Origin of the sequence: Cupriavidus sp. UGS-1, assembly GCF_021213615.1 — a bacterium.
Lineage (GTDB): Bacteria > Pseudomonadota > Gammaproteobacteria > Burkholderiales > Burkholderiaceae > Cupriavidus.
Genome location: NZ_JAJQJF010000016.1, coordinates 25,458 through 43,842, shown reverse-complemented (window position 1 = coordinate 43,842; position 18,385 = coordinate 25,458). Strand labels below are relative to the sequence as shown.

The 18,385-nt window shown below is 67.0% G+C and carries 19 protein-coding genes; 9 read left to right on the top strand and 10 right to left on the bottom strand.

What is annotated here, in order from left to right:
• From LRR16_RS18905 to ureG, 8 genes are all read left to right on the top strand, one after another.
• Complete coding sequence (locus LRR16_RS18905) at positions 1-885, top strand: urease accessory protein UreD (protein ID WP_232206803.1); 885 nt, start codon at positions 1-3, stop codon at positions 883-885.
• 101 nt (positions 886-986) lie between these two features.
• Positions 987-1,289 carry an urease subunit gamma gene (locus tag LRR16_RS18900; RefSeq protein WP_006579911.1) on the top strand — a complete coding sequence of 101 codons (303 nt, stop codon included), beginning with the start codon at positions 987-989 and terminating at the stop codon, positions 1,287-1,289.
• A gap of 106 nt (positions 1,290-1,395) precedes the next feature.
• A complete protein-coding gene (locus LRR16_RS18895) occupies positions 1,396-2,034 on the top strand; it encodes a HupE/UreJ family protein (protein WP_064573761.1) in 639 nt (212 codons plus the stop codon).
• Between the two features lie 62 nt (positions 2,035-2,096).
• Positions 2,097-2,402, top strand: coding sequence for an urease subunit beta (locus LRR16_RS18890; protein ID WP_006578015.1), 306 nt, complete (start codon positions 2,097-2,099; stop codon positions 2,400-2,402).
• Positions 2,402-4,120 carry an urease subunit alpha gene (gene ureC, locus LRR16_RS18885; RefSeq protein ID WP_232206802.1) on the top strand — a complete coding sequence of 573 codons (1,719 nt, stop codon included), beginning with the start codon at positions 2,402-2,404 and terminating at the stop codon, positions 4,118-4,120. Before LRR16_RS18890 ends, ureC begins: the two co-directional genes overlap by 1 nt.
• A 2-nt stretch (positions 4,121-4,122) precedes the next feature.
• A complete protein-coding gene (ureE, locus tag LRR16_RS18880; protein ID WP_232206801.1) occupies positions 4,123-4,794 on the top strand; it encodes an urease accessory protein UreE in 672 nt (223 codons plus the stop codon).
• A gap of 15 nt (positions 4,795-4,809) precedes the next feature.
• A complete protein-coding gene (locus LRR16_RS18875) occupies positions 4,810-5,502 on the top strand; it encodes an urease accessory protein UreF (RefSeq protein ID WP_064573134.1) in 693 nt (230 codons plus the stop codon).
• Between the two features lie 32 nt (positions 5,503-5,534).
• Complete coding sequence (gene ureG / locus LRR16_RS18870) at positions 5,535-6,158, top strand: urease accessory protein UreG (RefSeq protein WP_006578011.1); 624 nt, start codon at positions 5,535-5,537, stop codon at positions 6,156-6,158.
• Between the two features lie 17 nt (positions 6,159-6,175).
• Here ureG and LRR16_RS18865 read toward each other — a convergent pair whose 3' ends face one another.
• From LRR16_RS18865 to LRR16_RS18855, 3 genes are all read right to left on the bottom strand, one after another.
• Complete coding sequence (locus LRR16_RS18865) at positions 6,176-6,568, bottom strand: helix-turn-helix domain-containing protein (RefSeq protein ID WP_023263593.1); 393 nt, start codon at positions 6,566-6,568, stop codon at positions 6,176-6,178.
• A gap of 392 nt (positions 6,569-6,960) precedes the next feature.
• Positions 6,961-7,653: a glutathione binding-like protein gene (locus LRR16_RS18860; RefSeq protein WP_006578009.1), complete on the bottom strand. Its 693-nt coding sequence runs from the start codon at positions 7,651-7,653 to the stop codon at positions 6,961-6,963.
• Between the two features lie 193 nt (positions 7,654-7,846).
• The gene (locus tag LRR16_RS18855) at positions 7,847-9,109 is read right to left on the bottom strand and encodes an acyl-CoA dehydrogenase family protein (RefSeq protein WP_064573137.1); all 1,263 of its coding nucleotides are present in this window, start codon (positions 9,107-9,109) and stop codon (positions 7,847-7,849) included.
• Positions 9,110-9,303: 194 nt separating this feature from the next.
• On the opposite strand from LRR16_RS18855, the gene LRR16_RS18850 reads away from it, so the two are divergent.
• On the top strand, positions 9,304-10,236 hold the full coding sequence (locus LRR16_RS18850; RefSeq protein WP_023263592.1) for a LysR family transcriptional regulator: 933 nt from the start codon (positions 9,304-9,306) through the stop codon (positions 10,234-10,236).
• A gap of 71 nt (positions 10,237-10,307) precedes the next feature.
• Here the strand turns inward: LRR16_RS18850 and LRR16_RS18845 are convergent, their stop codons facing one another.
• From LRR16_RS18845 to LRR16_RS18815, 7 genes are all read right to left on the bottom strand, one after another.
• Positions 10,308-12,110, bottom strand: coding sequence for a hypothetical protein (locus LRR16_RS18845; RefSeq protein ID WP_232206800.1), 1,803 nt, complete (start codon positions 12,108-12,110; stop codon positions 10,308-10,310).
• A gap of 194 nt (positions 12,111-12,304) precedes the next feature.
• Complete coding sequence (locus LRR16_RS18840) at positions 12,305-13,228, bottom strand: NAD-dependent protein deacetylase (protein ID WP_006578006.1); 924 nt, start codon at positions 13,226-13,228, stop codon at positions 12,305-12,307.
• The gene (locus LRR16_RS18835) at positions 13,225-13,419 is read right to left on the bottom strand and encodes an oxidoreductase-like domain-containing protein (RefSeq protein WP_006578005.1); all 195 of its coding nucleotides are present in this window, start codon (positions 13,417-13,419) and stop codon (positions 13,225-13,227) included. The genes LRR16_RS18840 and LRR16_RS18835 overlap by 4 nt, the downstream gene beginning before the upstream one ends.
• Before the next feature lie 94 nt (positions 13,420-13,513).
• Positions 13,514-14,500 carry a tripartite tricarboxylate transporter substrate binding protein gene (locus LRR16_RS18830; RefSeq protein WP_232206799.1) on the bottom strand — a complete coding sequence of 329 codons (987 nt, stop codon included), beginning with the start codon at positions 14,498-14,500 and terminating at the stop codon, positions 13,514-13,516.
• A gap of 262 nt (positions 14,501-14,762) precedes the next feature.
• Entirely contained in the window at positions 14,763-15,848 is a 1,086-nt protein-coding gene (locus LRR16_RS18825; RefSeq protein WP_064573144.1) for a phosphotransferase, read from the bottom strand.
• Positions 15,849-15,887: 39 nt separating this feature from the next.
• Positions 15,888-16,667 carry an oxepin-CoA hydrolase, alternative type gene (locus LRR16_RS18820; RefSeq protein WP_232206798.1) on the bottom strand — a complete coding sequence of 260 codons (780 nt, stop codon included), beginning with the start codon at positions 16,665-16,667 and terminating at the stop codon, positions 15,888-15,890.
• A 60-nt stretch (positions 16,668-16,727) separates the two neighbouring features.
• Positions 16,728-18,251 (bottom strand): 3-hydroxyacyl-CoA dehydrogenase, encoded by a 1,524-nt coding sequence (locus tag LRR16_RS18815; protein ID WP_232206797.1) that lies wholly within the window; start codon positions 18,249-18,251, stop codon positions 16,728-16,730.
• Positions 18,252-18,385 lie beyond the last annotated feature (134 nt).

The following is an 18,385-nucleotide window of genomic DNA, read 5'->3' as shown; positions in this document are numbered from 1 at the left end:
ATGCGCCATCCCGATTTTCCCGCCGACGATCCGGCTACGACGCTGGCCTTGCCGCCCGCGTGGCACGCCCAGCTGCGGCTGCGCTTTGCCGTCCGCGGCGAGCGCACCGCGCTGGTCGAGCGGCGGCATGCCGGGCCCCTGATGGTGCAGAAGCCGCTGTATCCGGAGGGCGGCATCTGCCATGCGGTGGTGCTGCATCCGCCGGCCGGCATTGCGGGCGGCGACGTGCTGGATATCGATATCGGCATCGAGGCCGGCGCGCACGCGGTGCTGGCTACGCCGGGCGCGACCAAGTGGTACAAGTCGCTCGGCCGCGACGCCAGCCAGCGCGTGCGCATTGCGGTCGCGGCCGGCGCGAAGCTGGACTGGCTGCCGCAGGAGAACATCGTGTTCGACGATGCGCGCGCGCGGCTCGCGACCACGGTGGAGGTCGCCCCGGGCGCCAGCGCGATCGGCTGGGACGCGCTGGTGCTCGGCCGGCAGGCGTCCGGCGAGCAATGGCGGCGCGGCACCGCGTGGATGGACACGCGCATCGGACAGGGCGTCCGCACGCTGTGGCGCGAGCATGCCCGCCTCGATGCCGATTCGCCGCTGCGCCAGGCGCGCGTGGGGCTCGACGGCCTGCCGGTGCTCGGCACGCTGTGGGCCGTCGGCGCGGGCGCGACGCAGGAACTGGCCGAGCAACTTGCCGAGCGCCTGCCGTATCGGCCCGATCTGCGTGCCGGCGTGACGTGCCTGGCCGACCCCGAGCAGCCGATGCTGCTGCTGCGCGTGCTGGGCGCGCACATCGAGCCGGTGCGCGAGCTGATGGTGGCGGCGTGGAGCGCGTTGCGGATGCCGATCCATGGGGTAGCGGCGAGGCCGTTGCGGCTGTGGGCGACGTAACGGGTCGAACTGACAAGTCGATCCAGCAGGTCGATCCAGCAGGTCGATCCACCAGGTCGATCTGACAGGTCGACGTAACGACAGAACGTTGAGGACTGGCGATGGAACTGACGCCAAGAGAGAAGGACAAGCTGCTGATCTTCACCGCCGCGCTGCTGGCCGAGCGCCGCCGCGCGCGTGGGCTGAAGCTGAACTATCCGGAGGCGGTCGCGCTGATCACCGCCGCGATCATGGAGGGCGCGCGCGACGGGCGCACCGTCGCCGAGCTGATGCATGCCGGCACCACGGTGCTGTCGCGCGAGGACGTGATGGACGGCGTCGCCGAGATGATCCCGGAGATCCAGGTCGAGGCGACCTTTCCGGACGGGACCAAGCTGGTCACCGTGCACCAGCCGATCGTCTGACCTGCGTCACCCGCATCGCCAGCATCGCCGCCGCTGACTGAATTTCCGTTTTCTACCGAGGACCAACATGGCCGGTTTCATTCGTTCCGTTTCCTTCCAACAAGCCATGCCGCGTGGCCGGGCGGGTGTCGCCGCTCATCTCGCCGCTGCGGCCGCACTGCTCGCCAGCGGGCCGGCACTGGCGCATCCGGGCCACGATGTCGCCAGCGTCGGCGCCAGTCTCGCCTCCGGCCTGCTGCATCCGCTGACCGGAGCCGACCATCTGCTGGCGATGGTGGCGGTGGGCGTCTGGAGCGCGCTGGCGGTGCGTGGCGCAGGCGCGGGTGGCGGAGCGGGTGGCGGCGTGCTGCGGTTGCCGCTGGCCTTCGTCGCGCTGATGCTGGTCGGCGCCGCGCTCGGCCTCGCCGGTGTTGCCCTGCCCGCGGTCGAGCCGATGATCGCCGCCTCGCTGCTGGTGATCGGCCTGCTGGTCGCGCTGCGCGCGCGGCTGCCCGCCGGCGTGGCGATGGCGCTGGTCGGCGGCTTCGCACTGTTCCATGGCCATGCGCACGGTGCCGAACTGCCCGCGAGTGCCGGCGCGCTGCCTGCGGTGCTGGCCTATGTCGGCGGCTTCGCGCTGGCGACGATGGCGCTGCATCTGGCCGGCATCGCCGCCGGCTCGGTACTGCGCCGGCATGCGCCGTGGCTGGCGCGCGCGCTTGGGGCCGGCGTCGCGCTGTATGGCGTCGGGCTGATGGTGGCCTGATGGTGGCCCGATGGTGGCCCGATGGTGGCTCGAATCCGCCCCGACCAACGACAGGAGACCCGATGATCCCCGGTGAACTGATGCCCGCCGACGGCGAGATCGAACTGAACGCGGGCCGCGCGACGATACGGCTGGCGGTCGCCAATACCGGCGACCGGCCGATCCAGGTCGGCTCGCATTTCCACTTCCACGAGACCAACGCCGCGCTGGAGTTCGACCGCGATGCCGCGCGCGGCTTCCGGCTCAATATCGCCGCCGGTACCGCGGTGCGCTTCGAGCCCGGGCAGTCGCGCACCGTCGAGCTGGTCGCCCTCGATGGCGACCGCATCGTCTACGGCTTCAACGGCAAGATCATGGGAGCGCTGTGATGGCGTTGACGATCGGAAGGCAGGCTTATGCCGAGATGTTCGGGCCGACCACCGGCGACCGCGTGCGGCTGGCCGATACCGCGCTGGTCATCGAGGTCGAGAAGGATTTCACGATCTACGGCGAGGAGGTCAAGTTCGGCGGCGGCAAGGTGATCCGCGACGGCATGGGGCAGAGCCAGCGGCTGGCGCGCGACTGCGTCGACACCGTGATCACCAATGCGCTGATCGTCGACCATTGGGGCATCGTCAAGGCCGATATCGGCATCAAGGACGGCCGCATCGCCGGCATCGGCAAGGCCGGCAATCCCGATATCCAGCCGGGCGTGACGATCGTCATCGGTCCGGGCACCGAGGTGATCGCGGGCGAGGGGATGATCGTCACCGCGGGCGGCATCGACACCCATATCCACTTCATCTGCCCGCAGCAGATCGAGGAGGCGCTGATGAGCGGCGTCACGACGATGATCGGCGGCGGCACCGGTCCGGCTACCGGCACCTATGCGACCACGGTGACGCCGGGCCCCTGGCACATGGAGCGGATGCTGCAGGCGGTGGACGCCTATCCGATGAATATCGGCCTGCTCGGCAAGGGCAACGCCAGCCTGCCGCAGCCGATCGTCGAGCAGGTCGAGGCCGGCGCGATCGGGCTGAAGCTGCACGAGGACTGGGGCACCACGCCGGCCGCGATCGATACCTGCCTGTCGGTGGCCGACGCCACCGACGTGCAGGTCGCGATCCATACCGACACGCTGAACGAGGGCGGCTTCGTCGAGGCGACCATCGCCGCGTTCAAGGGCCGCACCATCCATACCTATCACACCGAAGGCGCCGGCGGCGGGCACGCGCCGGACATCATCAAGGTCTGCGGCGAGGCCAACGTGCTGCCGTCGTCGACCAATCCGACGCGGCCCTACACGATCAATACGATCGACGAGCATCTGGACATGCTGATGGTCTGCCATCACCTCGATCCGTCGATCGCCGAGGACATCGCCTTTGCCGAGAGCCGGATTCGCCGCGAGACCATCGCGGCCGAGGATATCCTGCACGACCTCGGCGCGTTCTCGATGATCTCCAGCGATTCGCAGGCGATGGGGCGCGTCGGCGAGGTGATCCTGCGCACCTGGCAGACCGCGCACAAGATGGCGATGCAGCGCGGCAAGCTGCCCGGCGATCCGCACGATGCGCGCGGCGGGCACGACAACTTCCGCGTCAAGCGCTATGTCGCCAAGTACACGATCAATCCGGCACTGACGCATGGCGTCGCGCACGAGGTTGGCTCGATCGAGGTCGGCAAGTGGGCGGACCTGGTGCTGTGGAAGCCGGCGTTCTTCGGCGTCAAGCCGAGCCTGATCCTGAAGGGCGGCATGATCGCCGCCGCGGCGATGGGCGATCCCAACGCGTCGATCCCGACGCCGCAGCCGGTGCACTATCGGCCGATGTTCGCCAGCGCCGGCGGTGCGCTGCACCGGTCGTCGCTGACCTTCGTGTCGCAGGCCGCGCTGGCTGCGGATGTGGGCGGGCGTTATGGGCTGCAGAAGACGCTGTCGGCGGTGCGCGGCACACGCACGGTCAGCAAGCGCGACATGATCCACAACGACTGGCAGCCGACGGTCACCGTCGATCCCGAGACCTACCAGGTCGTCGCCGACGGCCAGCTGCTGACCTGCGAGCCGGCGACCTCGCTGCCGATGGCGCAGCGCTATTTCCTGTTCTGACCATGCACAAGATCGACAAGCATCTTCCCGCGCCGCACGGCATCGCGCCGGTGCTGGTGCGCCGCGCGCCGAAGCTGGTGCTGCCGTTCGGCGATCGCAGCAAGAGCCGGCTGCGCGCGGTGCTGGACAACGGCGAGGAAGCGGCGATCTTCCTGCCGCGCGGCACGGTGCTGCGCGGCGGCGACCTGCTGGTGACCGCCGACGGCACGTTCGTCGAGGTGCAGGCGGCAGCGGAATCGGTGCTGCAAGTACGGTCCGGCGATCCGCACGCACTGATGCGCGCGGCCTACCACCTCGGCAACCGCCACACACCGGTGGAGATCGGCCGCGACTATCTGCGGCTGGAATACGACCCGGTGCTGGCCGACATGCTGGTCCGCCTCGGCGTGAACGTCGAACGCGCCGAGCTGCCATTCGAACCCGAAGCCGGCGCCTATGGCGGCGGCCACAAGCACGGCCACGACGCGACCTTCGCCGAAGACTACGCGGCGGCGCAGGCGGTGTTTCATGAGCATCATGGGCACTCGCATTCGCACTCGCTCTCGCACCCGCACTCGCACTCGCACTCGCACTCGCACTCGCACTCGCACTCGCATCCGCATCCGCATCCGCATGATCATGATCATTCGCATGGGGATCAAGGACACCATGTCGGCTGCGATCACCCGCGCTGAGCCGCTCGCGCTGCCATGACCCAACTCCCGCAACTGCTGTCGCTGCTGCATCTGGCCTCGCCGGCGCTGCCGATTGGCGGGTTCAGCTATTCGCAAGGGCTGGAGGCGGCGATCGAATGCGGCATCGTGCTAGATGCCGACAGTGCGCGGCAGTGGATTCGCGACAATCTGCTGCACGTGCAGGCGCATGCCGAAGGTCCGTTGTGGCTGCTGCTGCATCGTGCATGGCGTGCCGATGACCGCGATGGCGCGCGGCACTGGAACGATTGGTTCCATCAAAGCCGGGAAACCGCCGAGTTGCGGCTCGAAACCGAGCAGATGGGATGGTCGCTGGCGCGGCTGGTCGGGCAGATGGAATGGGGCGAGCCGGCGTTGCGCGAAGCGCTGGCGGCGATGTCGCCGGTGTGCCTGCCAACGGCGTTCGCGGCGGCCTGCGTCGCGCTGCAGGTCGACGAGCGCGACGGGCTGGCGGCCTATTGCTTCAACTGGGCCGAGAACCAGATCGCCGCGGCGATCAAGGCGGTGCCGCTGGGGCAGGTCGCCGGCCAGCAGATCCTGCGCGCCATGCATGGCTGCGTGCTCGACGCGGTGGCCGAGGCGGCGCGCCGCGCCGATGCCGAACCGCCCGCGCTGTCGACGCTGTCGCCGATGCTCGGCCTGCTGTCGGCGCGCCACGAAACGCAGTATTCCCGGCTGTTCCGCTCCTGAGCGCAGCCGCATATCGAATCGGAACCGACATCATGACCCGTACCAAGACACTTCCTCCGCTGCGCGTCGGCGTCGGCGGCCCGGTCGGCTCCGGCAAGACCACCTTGCTGGAGATGCTGTGCAAGGCCATGCGCGAGCGCTACGACCTGGTGGCGATCACCAACGACATCTACACCAAGGAGGACCAGCGACTGCTGACGATCTCCGGAGCACTGCCGGCCGAGCGCATCATGGGCGTGGAAACCGGCGGCTGCCCGCATACCGCGATCCGCGAGGACGCATCGATCAACCTGGAGGCGGTCGACCGCATGCTGGCGCGCTTTCCCGATGCGGACGTGGTGTTCATCGAATCCGGTGGCGACAATCTGGCGGCGACATTCAGCCCCGAGCTGTCCGATCTGACGATCTACGTGATCGATGTCGCCGGCGGCGAGAAGATTCCGCGCAAGGGCGGACCGGGCATTACCAAGTCGGATCTGCTGGTGATCAACAAGACCGACCTCGCGCCGTACGTCGGCGCCAATCTTGACGTGATGGAAAGCGACGCGCGCAAGATGCGCGGGGAACGGCCTTTCGTGATGGGGAGCGTCAAGTCGGGGCAGGGTCTTGACGCGGTGATCCGCTTTATCGAGCGGCAGGGCATGCTGGCGATGTAGCGCGGCGGCGGATGCCGTCAGGCGGCATTTTGTCCGGCGGCGCGCTTGCGGGCGAGCGCACGTGCCACCGAGGCAACGAGATCCTGGTCGTCATTATCGAGCCTTGCCATATAACGCCGCGCATTGCGTTGCGCGGTAGTTTCTTCCGCACCGAACGGCGTGCGTAATTCCTCGACGGTCAATACCGAGTTGTCGCCATCAAACTTCAACATTTCGCCGGGAGGAACGCCGAGGGTATCGGCCAGCGTGCAGATGTTGATCAGCGCCACGTTGCGCAGCCCGCGCTCGATGCCGCTGAGGTAGGAGCGCGCCATTCCGCTTTCGAGCGCGAGTTTTTCCTGCGACCAGCCCCTTTGTTTGCGCAGGGCCGTCAGTCTTTGGCCAAATAGCTTGAGAGGATCGCCGATCATGGTAAGGGGGAGAGAGGAATTTGAAGGAAGTTAAGGGATTCGCCTGATCGACTCGACATCCTAGAGTCCGTCGCACAATCGGTGTCAGACAACATAACCTTCGATATAAACACTATAGATTGCGTAAAGTGTTGAAAATCTGCGCCGGCATCGGGAAATCAAAAGCGCGTAACGCTTTTTTCTCATGTTCGGAGGTGAATGTCATACAGGTATTCACCTGAATCGATCTCTCAATAATCTAAAGAACAGCGCGTTTTAGTTAAGGAATGGGGCGACGGCGATCCGCCGACGGATCCGCTGGCGCGAGCCGCGCCCCGCACACAAGCGCTCGTCCAATGAAAAAACCCCCAGCGTTCGCTGGGGGTTTTCGGTGCCGGAGGGCGGCTTTCGGCTCAGCGGCGGGCGTATTGCGTCGCGCCGAACAGGATCTCGCGTTCCTTGTCGGTATGCAGCGGCTTGCGTTCGCGTGCCAGTACTTCGACGCCGCGCTTGACCGCCGGGCGTTCGGCGATCGTATTGAACCAGCGCTTCAGGTGCGGATAGTCGTCCAGTTCGATGCCCTGGTTCTGCCAGCTGCGCAGCCACGGGAAGGTCGCGATATCGGCGATCGTATATTCGTCGCCAGCCAGCCAGGGGCGATTCGACAACTGCTTGTCGATCACGCCATAGAGGCGGCGCGCTTCATTGGTATAGCGGTTGATCGCATATTCGATTTTCTCTGGCGCATAGATGCGGAAATGATGCGCCTGGCCCAGCATCGGTCCCACGCCGCCCATCTGGAACATCAGCCATTGCAGCGTTTCGTATTTGCCGCGCACGTCCTCGGGCAGAAACTTGCCGGTCTTGCCGGCCAGATACACCAGGATCGCGCCCGACTCGAACAGGGAGATCGGTTTGCCGTCCGGCCCTTCGCTGTCGACGATCGCCGGGATCTTGTTATTCGGGCTGATCTTCAGAAATTCCTCGCCGAACTGGTCGCCGGCTCCGATATTGATGGGGTGCACCTGGTAGGGCAGGCCGCACTCTTCCAGCATGATATGAACCTTGTGGCCATTGGGCGTGGCCCAGCTGTAGACATCGATCATCGAGGAAGCTCCTGGACGGGAGAAGGGCGCCGCAGACTCGGCAGCGCAGCGCCGGTTGAATGGACCGACGCATTTAATCACAGAAGAAAAAAACGCGCAGACAGGCTGCGCGTGGATGGCTTGCTGCCGGCGCAGCCGCCCTGGAGTCGTGCGGCCGGATGGCCGCGGGGTGTTTTTTATCGTGACGACGGCATCAGCCGCCGCGCGTGACCGGCATCTGGATCTCGTCCGGATTCAGGCTCATGTGCTTGGCCAGTTCCAGCTTGGCGATCGCGTTGCGGTGCACCTCGTCCGGACCGTCGGCCAGACGCAGCGTGCGCTGGTGCGCCCACCACGAGGCCAGCGGGAAGTCTTCCGACACGCCGGCGGCGCCGTGCACCTGGATCGCCCAATCGATGACCTTCAGCGCGACATTGGGCGCGACGACCTTGATCATCGCGATCTCGGCCTTGGCGACCTTGTTGCCGACCGTGTCCATCATGTACGCGGCCTTCAGCGTCAGCAGGCGCGCCATCTCGATCTCGCAGCGGGCCTCGGCGATGCGCTCCTGCGTGACGCCATGGCGGGCGATCTGTTTGCCGAACGCGACCCGCTCCAGGCTGCGCTTGCACATCAGTTCCAGCGCGCGCTCGGCCACGCCGATGCTGCGCATGCAGTGGTGGATGCGGCCCGGGCCGAGGCGGCCCTGCGCGATCTCGAAGCCGCGGCCCTCGCCCAGCAGGATATTGTCCGCCGGCACGCGCACGTTCTTGAGCTCGATCTCCATGTGGCCGTGCGGCGCGTCGTCATAACCGAACACCGGCAGATGGCGCTTGACGGTGATGCCCGGCGTGTCGGCCGGCACCACGATCATCGACTGCTGCTCGTGGCGGCCCGCATCGGGATTGGTCTTGCCCATCACGATATAGACCTTGCAGCGCGGGTCGCCGGCGCCCGACGACCACCACTTGGTGCCGTTGATCACGTAGTGGTCGCCATCGCGCTCGATGCTGCAGCGGATATTGGTCGCGTCGGAGGACGCCACGTCCGGTTCCGTCATCAGGAAGGCGGAGCGGATCTCGCCGCGCAGCAGCGGCTCCAGCCACTTGTCCTTCAGTTCCTCGGACGCGTAGCGCTCCAGCGTCTCCATGTTGCCGGTGTCGGGCGCCGCGCAGTTGAATACCTCGGGCGACCAGGGCACGCGGCCCATGATCTCGCACAGCGTCGCGTATTCGAGGTTCGACAGTCCTTCGGGCGCGCGCTTCGAACGCGGCAGGAACAGGTTCCACAGGCCGGCCTCGCGCGCCAGCGGCTTCAGTTCCTCGATCAGCTGGCTTGGCACCCAGGCGTTGCCGGCCTTGCGGTTGGCCTGGATCTCGGCGTGGAAGCGCTTCTCGTTCGGATAGATGTGCTGGTCGAAGAAGGCCAGCAACCTGGCGCGCATTTCCTTGACCTTGGGCGAGTATTCGAAATCCATGGTGTCTCCTCACAACCCCTGCGATTTGGCCCCGCCGGGGCTGCCGGGGCCGCGTGAGGGCGGACCGGACAGACGGCGGGCGGGCGCGATATACGCCGACTGAGGCCACTCTATCCGAATCCATGGAATATGAAAAATGAATTTTCTGGATTCGATGGTATCAATCTGCTGCATTCCATGACACAATCGCCGCCATGCAGCTCTCCCGCATCGACCTGAACCTGTTCGTCGTGTTTGACGCCATCTATACCGAAGGCAGCATCACGGCGGCCGCCCGGCAGCTGAACCTGACGCAGCCGGCGGTCAGCCATGCGCTCGGCCGATTGCGCACGCTGTTCGACGACCCGCTGTTCGAGCGGCGCGGGCAGGGCATGGCGCCGACCCCGCTGGCCCGCTCGCTGGCCGGGGAGGTACGCACCGCGCTGCAGTCGTTCGCGCGGACGCTGCAGGACACGCCGCATTTCGATCCGGCCGCGACGGTGCGGCGTTTCACCATCGGCATGCGCGACGCGCTGGAATCGACGCTGCTGCCGCCGCTGATGTCGCGCGTCGCCGCGGTGGCGCCGCACGTCGACATCGCCGCGGTCCGCTTCGACCGCCGCGAGATGGAATCGGAGTTGCTGGCCGGCACGCTCGATGCCGCGATCGATATCCTGCTGCCGGTCTCGCCGGCGATCCACCACGCGCAGTTCATGGCCGACCCGATGGTGGTGCTGGCCCGGCGCGACCATCCCTTGGTGAAGAAGGAATTGACGCTGGAGCGCTATCTGGCCGCCGAGCACGTGCACGTGTCGTCGCGGCGGCGCGGGGCGGGGCTGGAGGACCAGGCGCTGCACCGGATGGGCATGACGCGGCGGGTGCGGCTGCGCTGCCAGCACTACGCGGCCGCGTGCCGCATCGTCAGTTGCACCGACCTGCTGGCGACGCTGCCGCTGCGCTATGCGCGCATCGCCAACGAGGCGTATGGCAACCGCCTGCTGACGCTGCCGTTCAAGGTGCCGTCATTGGAGCTGCACTTGTATTGGCATGCTGGCGGCGAGAATGACGGCGCGAATCGGTGGTTGCGGGAGCAGTTGGGGGCGGTGATCGGAGAGTTGGGCACGGGTATGGCGGACGTCGCGAGCTGACGAGCGTCCGCCGTTGCCGCCGGGCGGCGGCCATCTGGCGCAAGGCGGCAAGAAGCGGTTCACCCGGCCTGCTATGCGTCATCCGTGGACGTCGTCGTGCCTGTCGTGGCGGTTGTCGCCGATGTAGCGGATGTGCCGGTCGTAGCGGGTGCCTCGGTTGTGGCCGGTGCCTCGGTCGTAGCCGGTGCCTCGGTTGTAGCCGGTGCCTCGGTCGTAGCCCGAGCCTCGGTCGTAGCCCGAGCCTCGGTCGTAGTCGGAGCCACCGGTGTAGCCTGTATCGCGGCTGTGCGCGTCGTGGTTGACGTATTGGCGCCAGGCGCCGCGGGTCTCGTGCTTCTTTGGTTCGAGATTGACTGTGCCCGGTTCCTGACGATTCCGTTGGGGATGGGGCCGCCGTCCAGGCTATGCGGCATGGAGACGAGCGGGCTTCGCGTCGCCATCAGCGCGGTATGCGTCTTCATGAATTTCGCGTTCAACTCTTCGAGTTCCCCAGTCAGCTGCAATCGCTCTTCCTGCAGGGCCGCAAGTTGCACCCTCAGCTTCTCCGTTTCCGAGCGCAATCCATCGCGTTCGGTATCCGCCTGCTGCCGTGCGCTCCGTTCAGCCTCCAAGGTTTGTTGGAACTCTTGCAGCTGGGATTGAAGCGCCTCGACGGTCGGGCCGATCGGCGGCACCTCATCGGGCGGCGGCGGAACATCGAGCGGGCGCGCCGGCACTTCCTGCGGCGGCTGGCCGGCAATCTCGTTTGCTGCTGGATCGTTGAGCCCACGCTGGAACGCCCAATGGTCCAGGCGTTCCACCATGTTGGCCTTGACTCTCAATTCGGGTGCCCGGTGAGCCAACAGGACTTTCAGCGGAGCCACTTCGTTGGCGTTAACCTGCGCCGCGGCCATGGCGCGAGTCAGGTGCCGGGTCGCGTTTGGCCGGTGCGTCAGCCGTTTTGCGGTGATGTGGGTGCACGCGGCGAGATGGTGTCCCAGGCGCCTGTCATGTCCCCGGCCGATCCAGTCTCTGTCGCCCAGATCGGCCGGCATGCAGGCGAGCCCATGGCCACGGAAGTTTTCCCCGACACACACCTTGATCTGCACGCCCCGGAACAGGCGACCGAGCAGCGGAAGGCTGGCCAGCGCGTTGAGAAGGGCCTGACCCAGCGTGGTCTTCCGTTCCTTGAGCTTGCTGGCGATTTCAGGGACAGGGCTGTTGGCGTGCAGATAAACGAAGGTCGGCTGCAATTCCTGCTGACCGCCTTTTCGCTTCAGCGGGATCCGCATCCGCACGTCCGCCTTCATCACGGGTTCAAGACCGGTCATGGCGTGCCACTTCGCACCGGCGGTGAACTCTTTCCAGGTGGCGCTGATATGGCACTCAAGGCTTTTCCCATCCTTGGCCAGCGTGACATTCATTCCCAGCTGCGCAGCGTCGTGCAGGCGGATGTCGCCGCCCGTGGTGCCCAGGTTCAGCGTCGCTTTCATCGCGTCTTCGGTTGCCTCCCAGAACGCTGGGCTGGCAATCAGGCCCGCTGCTTCATAAAACGCCAGATCGCGAACCTCGACGTCTGAATGATTCTCGAAGGCGCGGGGCAGGGCTTCCGCGATGCCCGTCAGAATGACTGCGCCCTCGCGGTCATTGCTATTGCCCACCATCTCCGCCAGCGGCAGGGGGGTTCCATTGACCGACAGCTTGATTCGCTTTTCCTGGAGCAGCAACCGTTCGGCGTTCTCGATAAAGGCGGGAAGCTGTTCGGCGGTCAGCTCCGGGAAATGCAGTTGCGATTCGAACAAGGGTTTGGCGGCATAGGACTGCTGGGTCGGCATCGAAGTCAGGTAGGAGACGGGCATGGTAATTCCCTCGGGCAGGATGGATTCGACGTCCATGGCCGGCATGGCATCCAGGGCGCGCGGACGGTTCGTACGTCGAGGACGGGGCGCTGTCGCGACGAACATTCGCTGTCGACCCCGCGCCACAACCAACGACGCGTCACATGCTGCTACCGAATTGGTATCTCAACTGTCGATGGTTTACGGCCGTTTCCGATTTGCGACTTATTCGTATCGAATTGGCAGCGAAGTCAGGCGGCGATGTTGCGCAGCGTGGCGTCGAGGCGCGTCAGCGTGGCGCCGCAGGGCGCGGCGATCTTCATCGTCAGAAGGGGGTCGGCGCGGGTGCGGCCGAGATTGATGGCAACCACCGGCTTGCCGGCCTGCGCGGCGGCGACGCAGAAGCGGTATCCGGAAAAGACCATCAGCGAGGAGCCGACGACCAGCAGCGCATCGGCGCGCTGCAATGCCTCGTGGACCGCGGCCACGCGATCGCGCGGCACCGAGTCGCCGAAGAACACCACATCGGGTTTGATGACGCCGGCGCAGCGGCGGCAGTGCGGCACCGTGAAGCCGTGCAGATCGTCGGGCTCGAGATGCGCGTCGCCGTCGGCCGACGGCACGGCGGACAGGCCGGCGATGGCGGGGTTCGCCGCTTCGAGTTCGCGCTGGATTTCGGCGCGCGGATGCCGTTCGCCGCAAGCCAGGCAGACCACCGAGGCGAGGCTGCCGTGCAGCTCGATCACGCCGGTGCTGCCGGCGGCCTGATGCAGGCCGTCGACATTCTGCGTGACCAGTGCCTCGACATGCCCGGCCTGCTGCAGCCGGGCGAGCGCGCGATGCGCGTCGTTGGGCAAGGCGCGCGACATGATCGGCCAGCCCACCATGCTGCGCGCCCAATAGCGCTGCCGGCGCGCGTGCGATTCGAGGAACTCGCGGTGCTGGATCGGCGTGCTCGCACGCCAGTTGCCATCGGCGTCGCGGTAGCCGGGGATGCCCGAGTCGGTGCTGATGCCGGCGCCGGTCAGCACCAGCAGCCTCGGGTGGCGGCGCACGAAGTCGATCAGCGCCTCGGCATCGCCATGCGGCGGACCGTCGGTTGCGATCGAGGAGGCAATCGAGGAGGCAATCGAGGAGGCAATCGGGGCGGCTGCGCCCGGCATCTGGGCGGTCACGACGAGGATGCCTGCTCGGGATGCCGCACCAGCCAGTCCTTCAGCTCCTGCCGGTAGCGCTCCATTTCCTCGTAGTAGAAATCGAAGATGCACGGGCTGCAGCCGCTGCCGCAGCAGGCGTCGTCGTCGGGCCGGTTGGGCGGCAGCGGGCGGGGATCGTCGTGGGCGTCGTGGGGAGTGGGGGCGGACACAGCGAACGGGCGAAAACCTATAGCAACGGCCAGTATACGCTTGACGCCCCGACGCTGCCCGTGACGCCACGGGCCCGCAGGCCTGTGACAGCCGTCAGTCGAGCTTGATGCCGGCCTGCTTGACCACCGCGGCCCAGCGGGTCTTCTCGGTGGCGAAGAACCGATTCGTCTCGGCGGGCGTCATTGTCACCACCTCGGCGCCCTGGCCGGCCAGCTGCGCGCGCACTTCGGGCGAGCGGATGATGCGCACGAGCTCGGCGTTCAGGCGCGTCACGGCGGCGTCCGGCATCCTGGCCGGCGCCATCACGCCCTGCCACGTGCCCGATTCGAAGTTGGCCACGCCCTGTTCGGCGATCGTCGGCAGGTTGCCGACCAGCGGCATGCGCGTGCGCTTGGACACCGCGATCGCCTTCAGCTTGCCGCTCTGCACATGCGGCAGCGTGGCCAGCATGCCGTTCATCAGCACCTGCGCGGTGCCGCCGACCGTATCGGCAATCGCCTGCGCGCCGCCCTTGTACGGCACGTATTGCCATTTGGCGCCGGTGGCCTGCTGCACGGCCACGCCGGCCAGATGCGGGGCGCTGCCGATCGCCGTGACGGCGAAATTCAGCTCGCCGCGCTTGGACATCTCGACCAGATCCTTCAGCGTATTGGCCTGCACGGACGGGTTGACCACCAGCATGTGCGGCGAGTAGGCCAGCATGCTGACGCCCTTCAGGTCCTTGGCCGGGTCGAAGGTCAGCTTGGTGTAGACGGACGGGCTGATCGCCAGCGCGCCGACGTCGCACAGCAGCAGCGTGTGGTTGTCGCCGCCGGACTGCGCCACGAAGGCGGCGCCGACGTTGCCGTTGGCGCCCGGACGGTTGTCGACGACCACCGGCTGGCCCAGCGCCTCGCCCAGCTGCTTGCTGATCAGGCGGGCGATGATGTCCGACGACCCGCCGGCGGGATAGGGCACCACCAGCCGGATCGGCCGGTTCGGCCAGGTATCGGCTGCCAGGGCAGGCGCCACCAGCGTGGTAGAGGCAGCGGCGAGGGCGGCGGTGGAGGCGAGCTTGAGGAAGCGGCGGCGTGTTTGCATGATGTCTCCGGAACGAGTTATTTGTCAGTCGTCATACAACAATGGTCGCCATCATAAAAGCCGGAATGCACGCCGTCCAGCGGGAAAGCGGCGAAATTTTGCTGGGTTCAGGGAAATCCCGGGGGTCCAGTAGCCCCGTCTGTTATATGTCGTCAGACAATATGGCGCCCGCGCCAGCTTTGCTCCGCACAACAAAAAAGGCCGGCACGGCTTGTCGCCGCGCCGACCCTTGTCAGGCCAGCCTTGGTCGCCGGTGCCGGGCTCAGGCGATCCGCTGCTTCGCCTTCTGCGCGTACTGCCAGCCCATCTCGGCCATCGGCCGGGCCCGTTTGCCGGCGTCGACCGCCTGCGCGGACGAAGCGGTGCCGTCGACCACGCGCTTGGCGATCCCCTGCAGGATGCCGGCGATGCGGAACATGCTGAAGGCCAGGTAGAAGTTCCAGTCGCCGGTGATCTGGCGCCCGGTGCGCTGCTCGTACATGCGGCGGTAGGTCGCCTCGTCCGGAATGCCGAGCGCGGCGTAGTCGAGCCCGGCGATGCCGCGGAACTGGCCCGGCGCGATATGCCAGCTCATGCAGTGGTAGCCGAAGTCGGCCATCGGATGGCCCAGCGTCGACAGTTCCCAGTCCAGCACCGCGAGCACGCGAGGCTCGGTGGGGTGGAACATCAGGTTGTCGAGCCGGTAGTCGCCGTGGACGATGCTGGTCAGGTCCTGGTCTTCCTCGGGGATATGGTGCGGCAGCCAGTCCATCAGCGCGTCCATCGCGTCGATCTTCTCGGTCTCGGACAGCTTGTACTGCTTGGTCCAGCGCTCGATCTGGCGCGCGAAATAGTTGCCGGGCTTGCCGTAGTCGCCCAGGCCGATGGCCTGGTAGTCGACGGTATGCATCGCGGCGATGACGCGGTTCATCTCGTCGTAGATCGCGGCGCGTTCGCTGGTGCTCATGCCCGGCAGCGACTGGTCCCACAGCACGCGGCCGTTGACGTATTCCATGATGTAGAAGGCGCGGCCGATCACGGCCTCGTCCTCGCACAGCGCGTACATGCGCGCGACCGGCACGTCGGTATTCGCCAGCGCCGCCATCACGCGGTACTCGCGCTCGATTGCGTGCGCCGACGGCAGCAGCTTCGACTTCGGGCCCGGCTTGGCGCGCATCACGTAGGTGCGGCCCGGGGTGATCAGCTTGAAGGTCGGATTGGACTGGCCGCCCTTGAACTGCTCGACGGTCAGCGGGCCGGCGAAATCCTCGACATGGCCGCGCAGCCAGGCCTCGAGCGCGGCGGTATCGAAGCGCTGCTGGTCGGCGACCGGGCGCGTGCCCTCGAACTGGGAAAGATTGCTGCTCATGCTGTCTCCGGTATCTTTTTTATCGGGATCGGTGCGGCTTCAACGATAGGTCGGCTTGCGCTTCTCCAGGAAGGCGCTGATGCCTTCGCCGCCGTCGGGGTGATGCAGCGCGGCGACGAAGTTCTCGCGCTCCTGCGCCAGATGCGCGTTCAGCGACAGCGTGCCGGCCTGGTTGATCAGGCCCTTGATGCGGCCCATCGCGTGCGAGGACTGCGCCGCCAGCGACTGGCCCAGGCGCAGCGCTTCGCCGAGCGCCTCGCCCGGCTCGGTCACGCGATTGACCAGGCCGAACTGCGCGAGCCGCTGCGCGTCGACGGTCTTGCCCTCGATCAGCAGCTCGGAGGCCAGCTGGCGCGGCAGCGCGCGCGCCAGCTCGTAGGAGCCACCGCCGTCCGGCGTCAGGCCGACCTTGACGTAGGCCATCACGAACTTGGCATTGCTGGCCGCCACCACGAAATCGCAGGCCAGCACCAGCGAGAAGCCCGCGCCCGCGGCCGCGCCCTCGACGGCCGCGATGATCGGCTTCGGAAACGCGTGCAGGCTTTCGATCCAGGCGTGCAGCATCGTGATGCTGTCGGCCTGCACCTGCGGCGGCTGCGCGCGGTTGCCCAGCAGCCGGTTCAGGTTGCCGCCGGCGCAGAACATGCCGTCGGCGCCGGTCAGCACCACCGAACGGATGCTGCTGTCCTGCTCGGCCGCCTGCAGGGCTTCTTTCGTCGCGTGGTAAATCTCCGGGCCGAGCGCATTGCGCATTTCCGGATTCGAGATGGTCAGCACCAGCGTCGCATCGACGCGTTCGGACAGCAGTTGGGCAGGCATGGCGGCTCGGCTCGGTGGCGTGGTGGATGGAAGAAAGTCCGGGGAGGGCGGCCGGAAGCGTCAGGCTTCCTCGGTCAGCAGCGACAGGCCCAGACTGGCACGGCGCCACAGCCACGGGCTCGGACGGTAGCGCATGTCGCCGGTCAGCCGCTCCATATTGCGCAGCACCTCGAGCACCAGCTGCGGGCCGATCGCATCGCCCAGCGCCAGCGGGCCCTTCGGATAGCCGAGGCCCAGGTTGACGGCGAGGTCGATGTCCGACGGCGTCGCGATGCGCTGCTGCGCGATATCGGAGGCGATATTGACGATGCACGAGACGATGCGCTGGGCGATGAAGCCGGCCGAGTCGCGGATCACCGTGACCGGCACGCCGTCGCTGGCGAACAGGCCGTGCGCGGCGTCGCGCATCGCCGTGCTGGTGGCGGGCGTCGTCATCAGCGTGCGGCGCTTGGTGGCCTCGAACGGCAGCAGCGTGTCGATGGCGACCACGCGGCTCGCGTCCAGCCCCTGCTGCAACGCGCAGGTGGTGGCGTCCAGACCCAGCGGCGTGACCACGATCAGCGCATCGGCCGACGGGGCGTTGCCGCCCTCGGGCGTGACGCCCATCGCGGTCAGCAGCTTGACCACCATCGCATGGCCGCGCTCGCTGTCGCGGCTGACCCAGACGCTGACCGGCCGGGCGCTCGGCACCGGTGCGGTGGCGGGGACCTGCTTCTGGCCATCGGCGTAGCGGTAGAAGCCCGCGCCGGTCTTGCGGCCCAGCAGCCCGCCGACCTGGCGGATCGCCGTGATCGGCGACGGGCGGTAGCGCGGCTCCTGGTAGAACTGGTTGTAGATCGACTCCATCACCGGGTGCGACACGTCGAGACCGGTCAGGTCCATCAGTTCGAACGGGCCCATGCGGAAGCCCGCCTGCTCGCGCATGATCGCGTCGATGTCGGCGAACTCGGCCACGCCTTCCTGCGCGGCCTTCAGCCCCTCGATGTTCATGCCGCGGCCGGCATGGTTGACGATGAAGCCCGGCATGTCCTTGCAGCGCACCGGCGTATGGCCCATGCGGCGCGACAGCGCCATCAGCGCATCGCCGACCGCCGGATCGCCCGACAGGCCGTCGATCACCTCGACCACCTTCATCAGCGGCACCGGGTTGAAGAAGTGATAGCCGACGACGCGGCCCGGATGCCTGGCGCCGACCGCGATCGCGGTGATCGACAGCGACGACGTGTTCGACGCGATCACCGCGTTCTCACGGACGATCGCTTCGAGCTTGGCAACCAGATCGCGCTTCACGTCGAGCCGCTCGACGATGGCCTCGAGCACCATGTCGCAATCGGCCATCTCCTCGAGCGCACCACACGGCTGCACGCGCGCCAGCGTGGCGGCGGCATCGTCGCTGCTGATCTTGCCCTTGTCGGCCAGCTTGGCCAGCGTGTCCTGCAGATACTGCCGGGCGGCCGCCACGGCCTGGGGATTGGTGTCGAACAGGCGGACGGTCAGGCCGGCCTGCGCCGCGATCTGGGCAATACCCCGGCCCATTGCGCCGGTGCCTACGATGCCGAGGGTGTCGATAGTCAAAGTGCTCATCGTGCTTCCAAAAAGTTGTGGTTAAATTAGCACGCTCGTGCGGTTTTTGCACTCGTTGCGTGAGCACTGCCGCGCAGGCGCGTGCGCTGATCGGCCAGACAAGCCGGGGCACGGCCACCGATCCCGTCCGGGAG

Coding starts and splice junctions, on each gene's coding strand:
- LRR16_RS18865 (WP_023263593.1), bottom strand. CDS start 6,568: ATGATCGGCGATCCTCTCAAGCTATTTGGCCAAAGACTGACGGCCCTG.
- ureG (WP_006578011.1), top strand. CDS start 5,535: ATGACCCGTACCAAGACACTTCCTCCGCTGCGCGTCGGCGTCGGCGGC.
- LRR16_RS18850 (WP_023263592.1), top strand. CDS start 9,304: ATGCAGCTCTCCCGCATCGACCTGAACCTGTTCGTCGTGTTTGACGCC.
- LRR16_RS18895 (WP_064573761.1), top strand. CDS start 1,396: ATGCCGCGTGGCCGGGCGGGTGTCGCCGCTCATCTCGCCGCTGCGGCC.
- LRR16_RS18890 (WP_006578015.1), top strand. CDS start 2,097: ATGATCCCCGGTGAACTGATGCCCGCCGACGGCGAGATCGAACTGAAC.
- LRR16_RS18875 (WP_064573134.1), top strand. CDS start 4,810: ATGACCCAACTCCCGCAACTGCTGTCGCTGCTGCATCTGGCCTCGCCG.
- LRR16_RS18820 (WP_232206798.1), bottom strand. CDS start 16,667: ATGCCTGCCCAACTGCTGTCCGAACGCGTCGATGCGACGCTGGTGCTG.
- ureC (WP_232206802.1), top strand. CDS start 2,402: ATGGCGTTGACGATCGGAAGGCAGGCTTATGCCGAGATGTTCGGGCCG.
- LRR16_RS18845 (WP_232206800.1), bottom strand. CDS start 12,110: ATGGACGTCGAATCCATCCTGCCCGAGGGAATTACCATGCCCGTCTCC.
- LRR16_RS18815 (WP_232206797.1), bottom strand. CDS start 18,251: ATGAGCACTTTGACTATCGACACCCTCGGCATCGTAGGCACCGGCGCA.
- LRR16_RS18905 (WP_232206803.1), top strand. CDS start 1: ATGCGCCATCCCGATTTTCCCGCCGACGATCCGGCTACGACGCTGGCC.
- ureE (WP_232206801.1), top strand. CDS start 4,123: ATGCACAAGATCGACAAGCATCTTCCCGCGCCGCACGGCATCGCGCCG.
- LRR16_RS18825 (WP_064573144.1), bottom strand. CDS start 15,848: ATGAGCAGCAATCTTTCCCAGTTCGAGGGCACGCGCCCGGTCGCCGAC.
- LRR16_RS18900 (WP_006579911.1), top strand. CDS start 987: ATGGAACTGACGCCAAGAGAGAAGGACAAGCTGCTGATCTTCACCGCC.
- LRR16_RS18830 (WP_232206799.1), bottom strand. CDS start 14,500: ATGCAAACACGCCGCCGCTTCCTCAAGCTCGCCTCCACCGCCGCCCTC.
- LRR16_RS18860 (WP_006578009.1), bottom strand. CDS start 7,653: ATGATCGATGTCTACAGCTGGGCCACGCCCAATGGCCACAAGGTTCAT.
- LRR16_RS18855 (WP_064573137.1), bottom strand. CDS start 9,109: ATGGATTTCGAATACTCGCCCAAGGTCAAGGAAATGCGCGCCAGGTTG.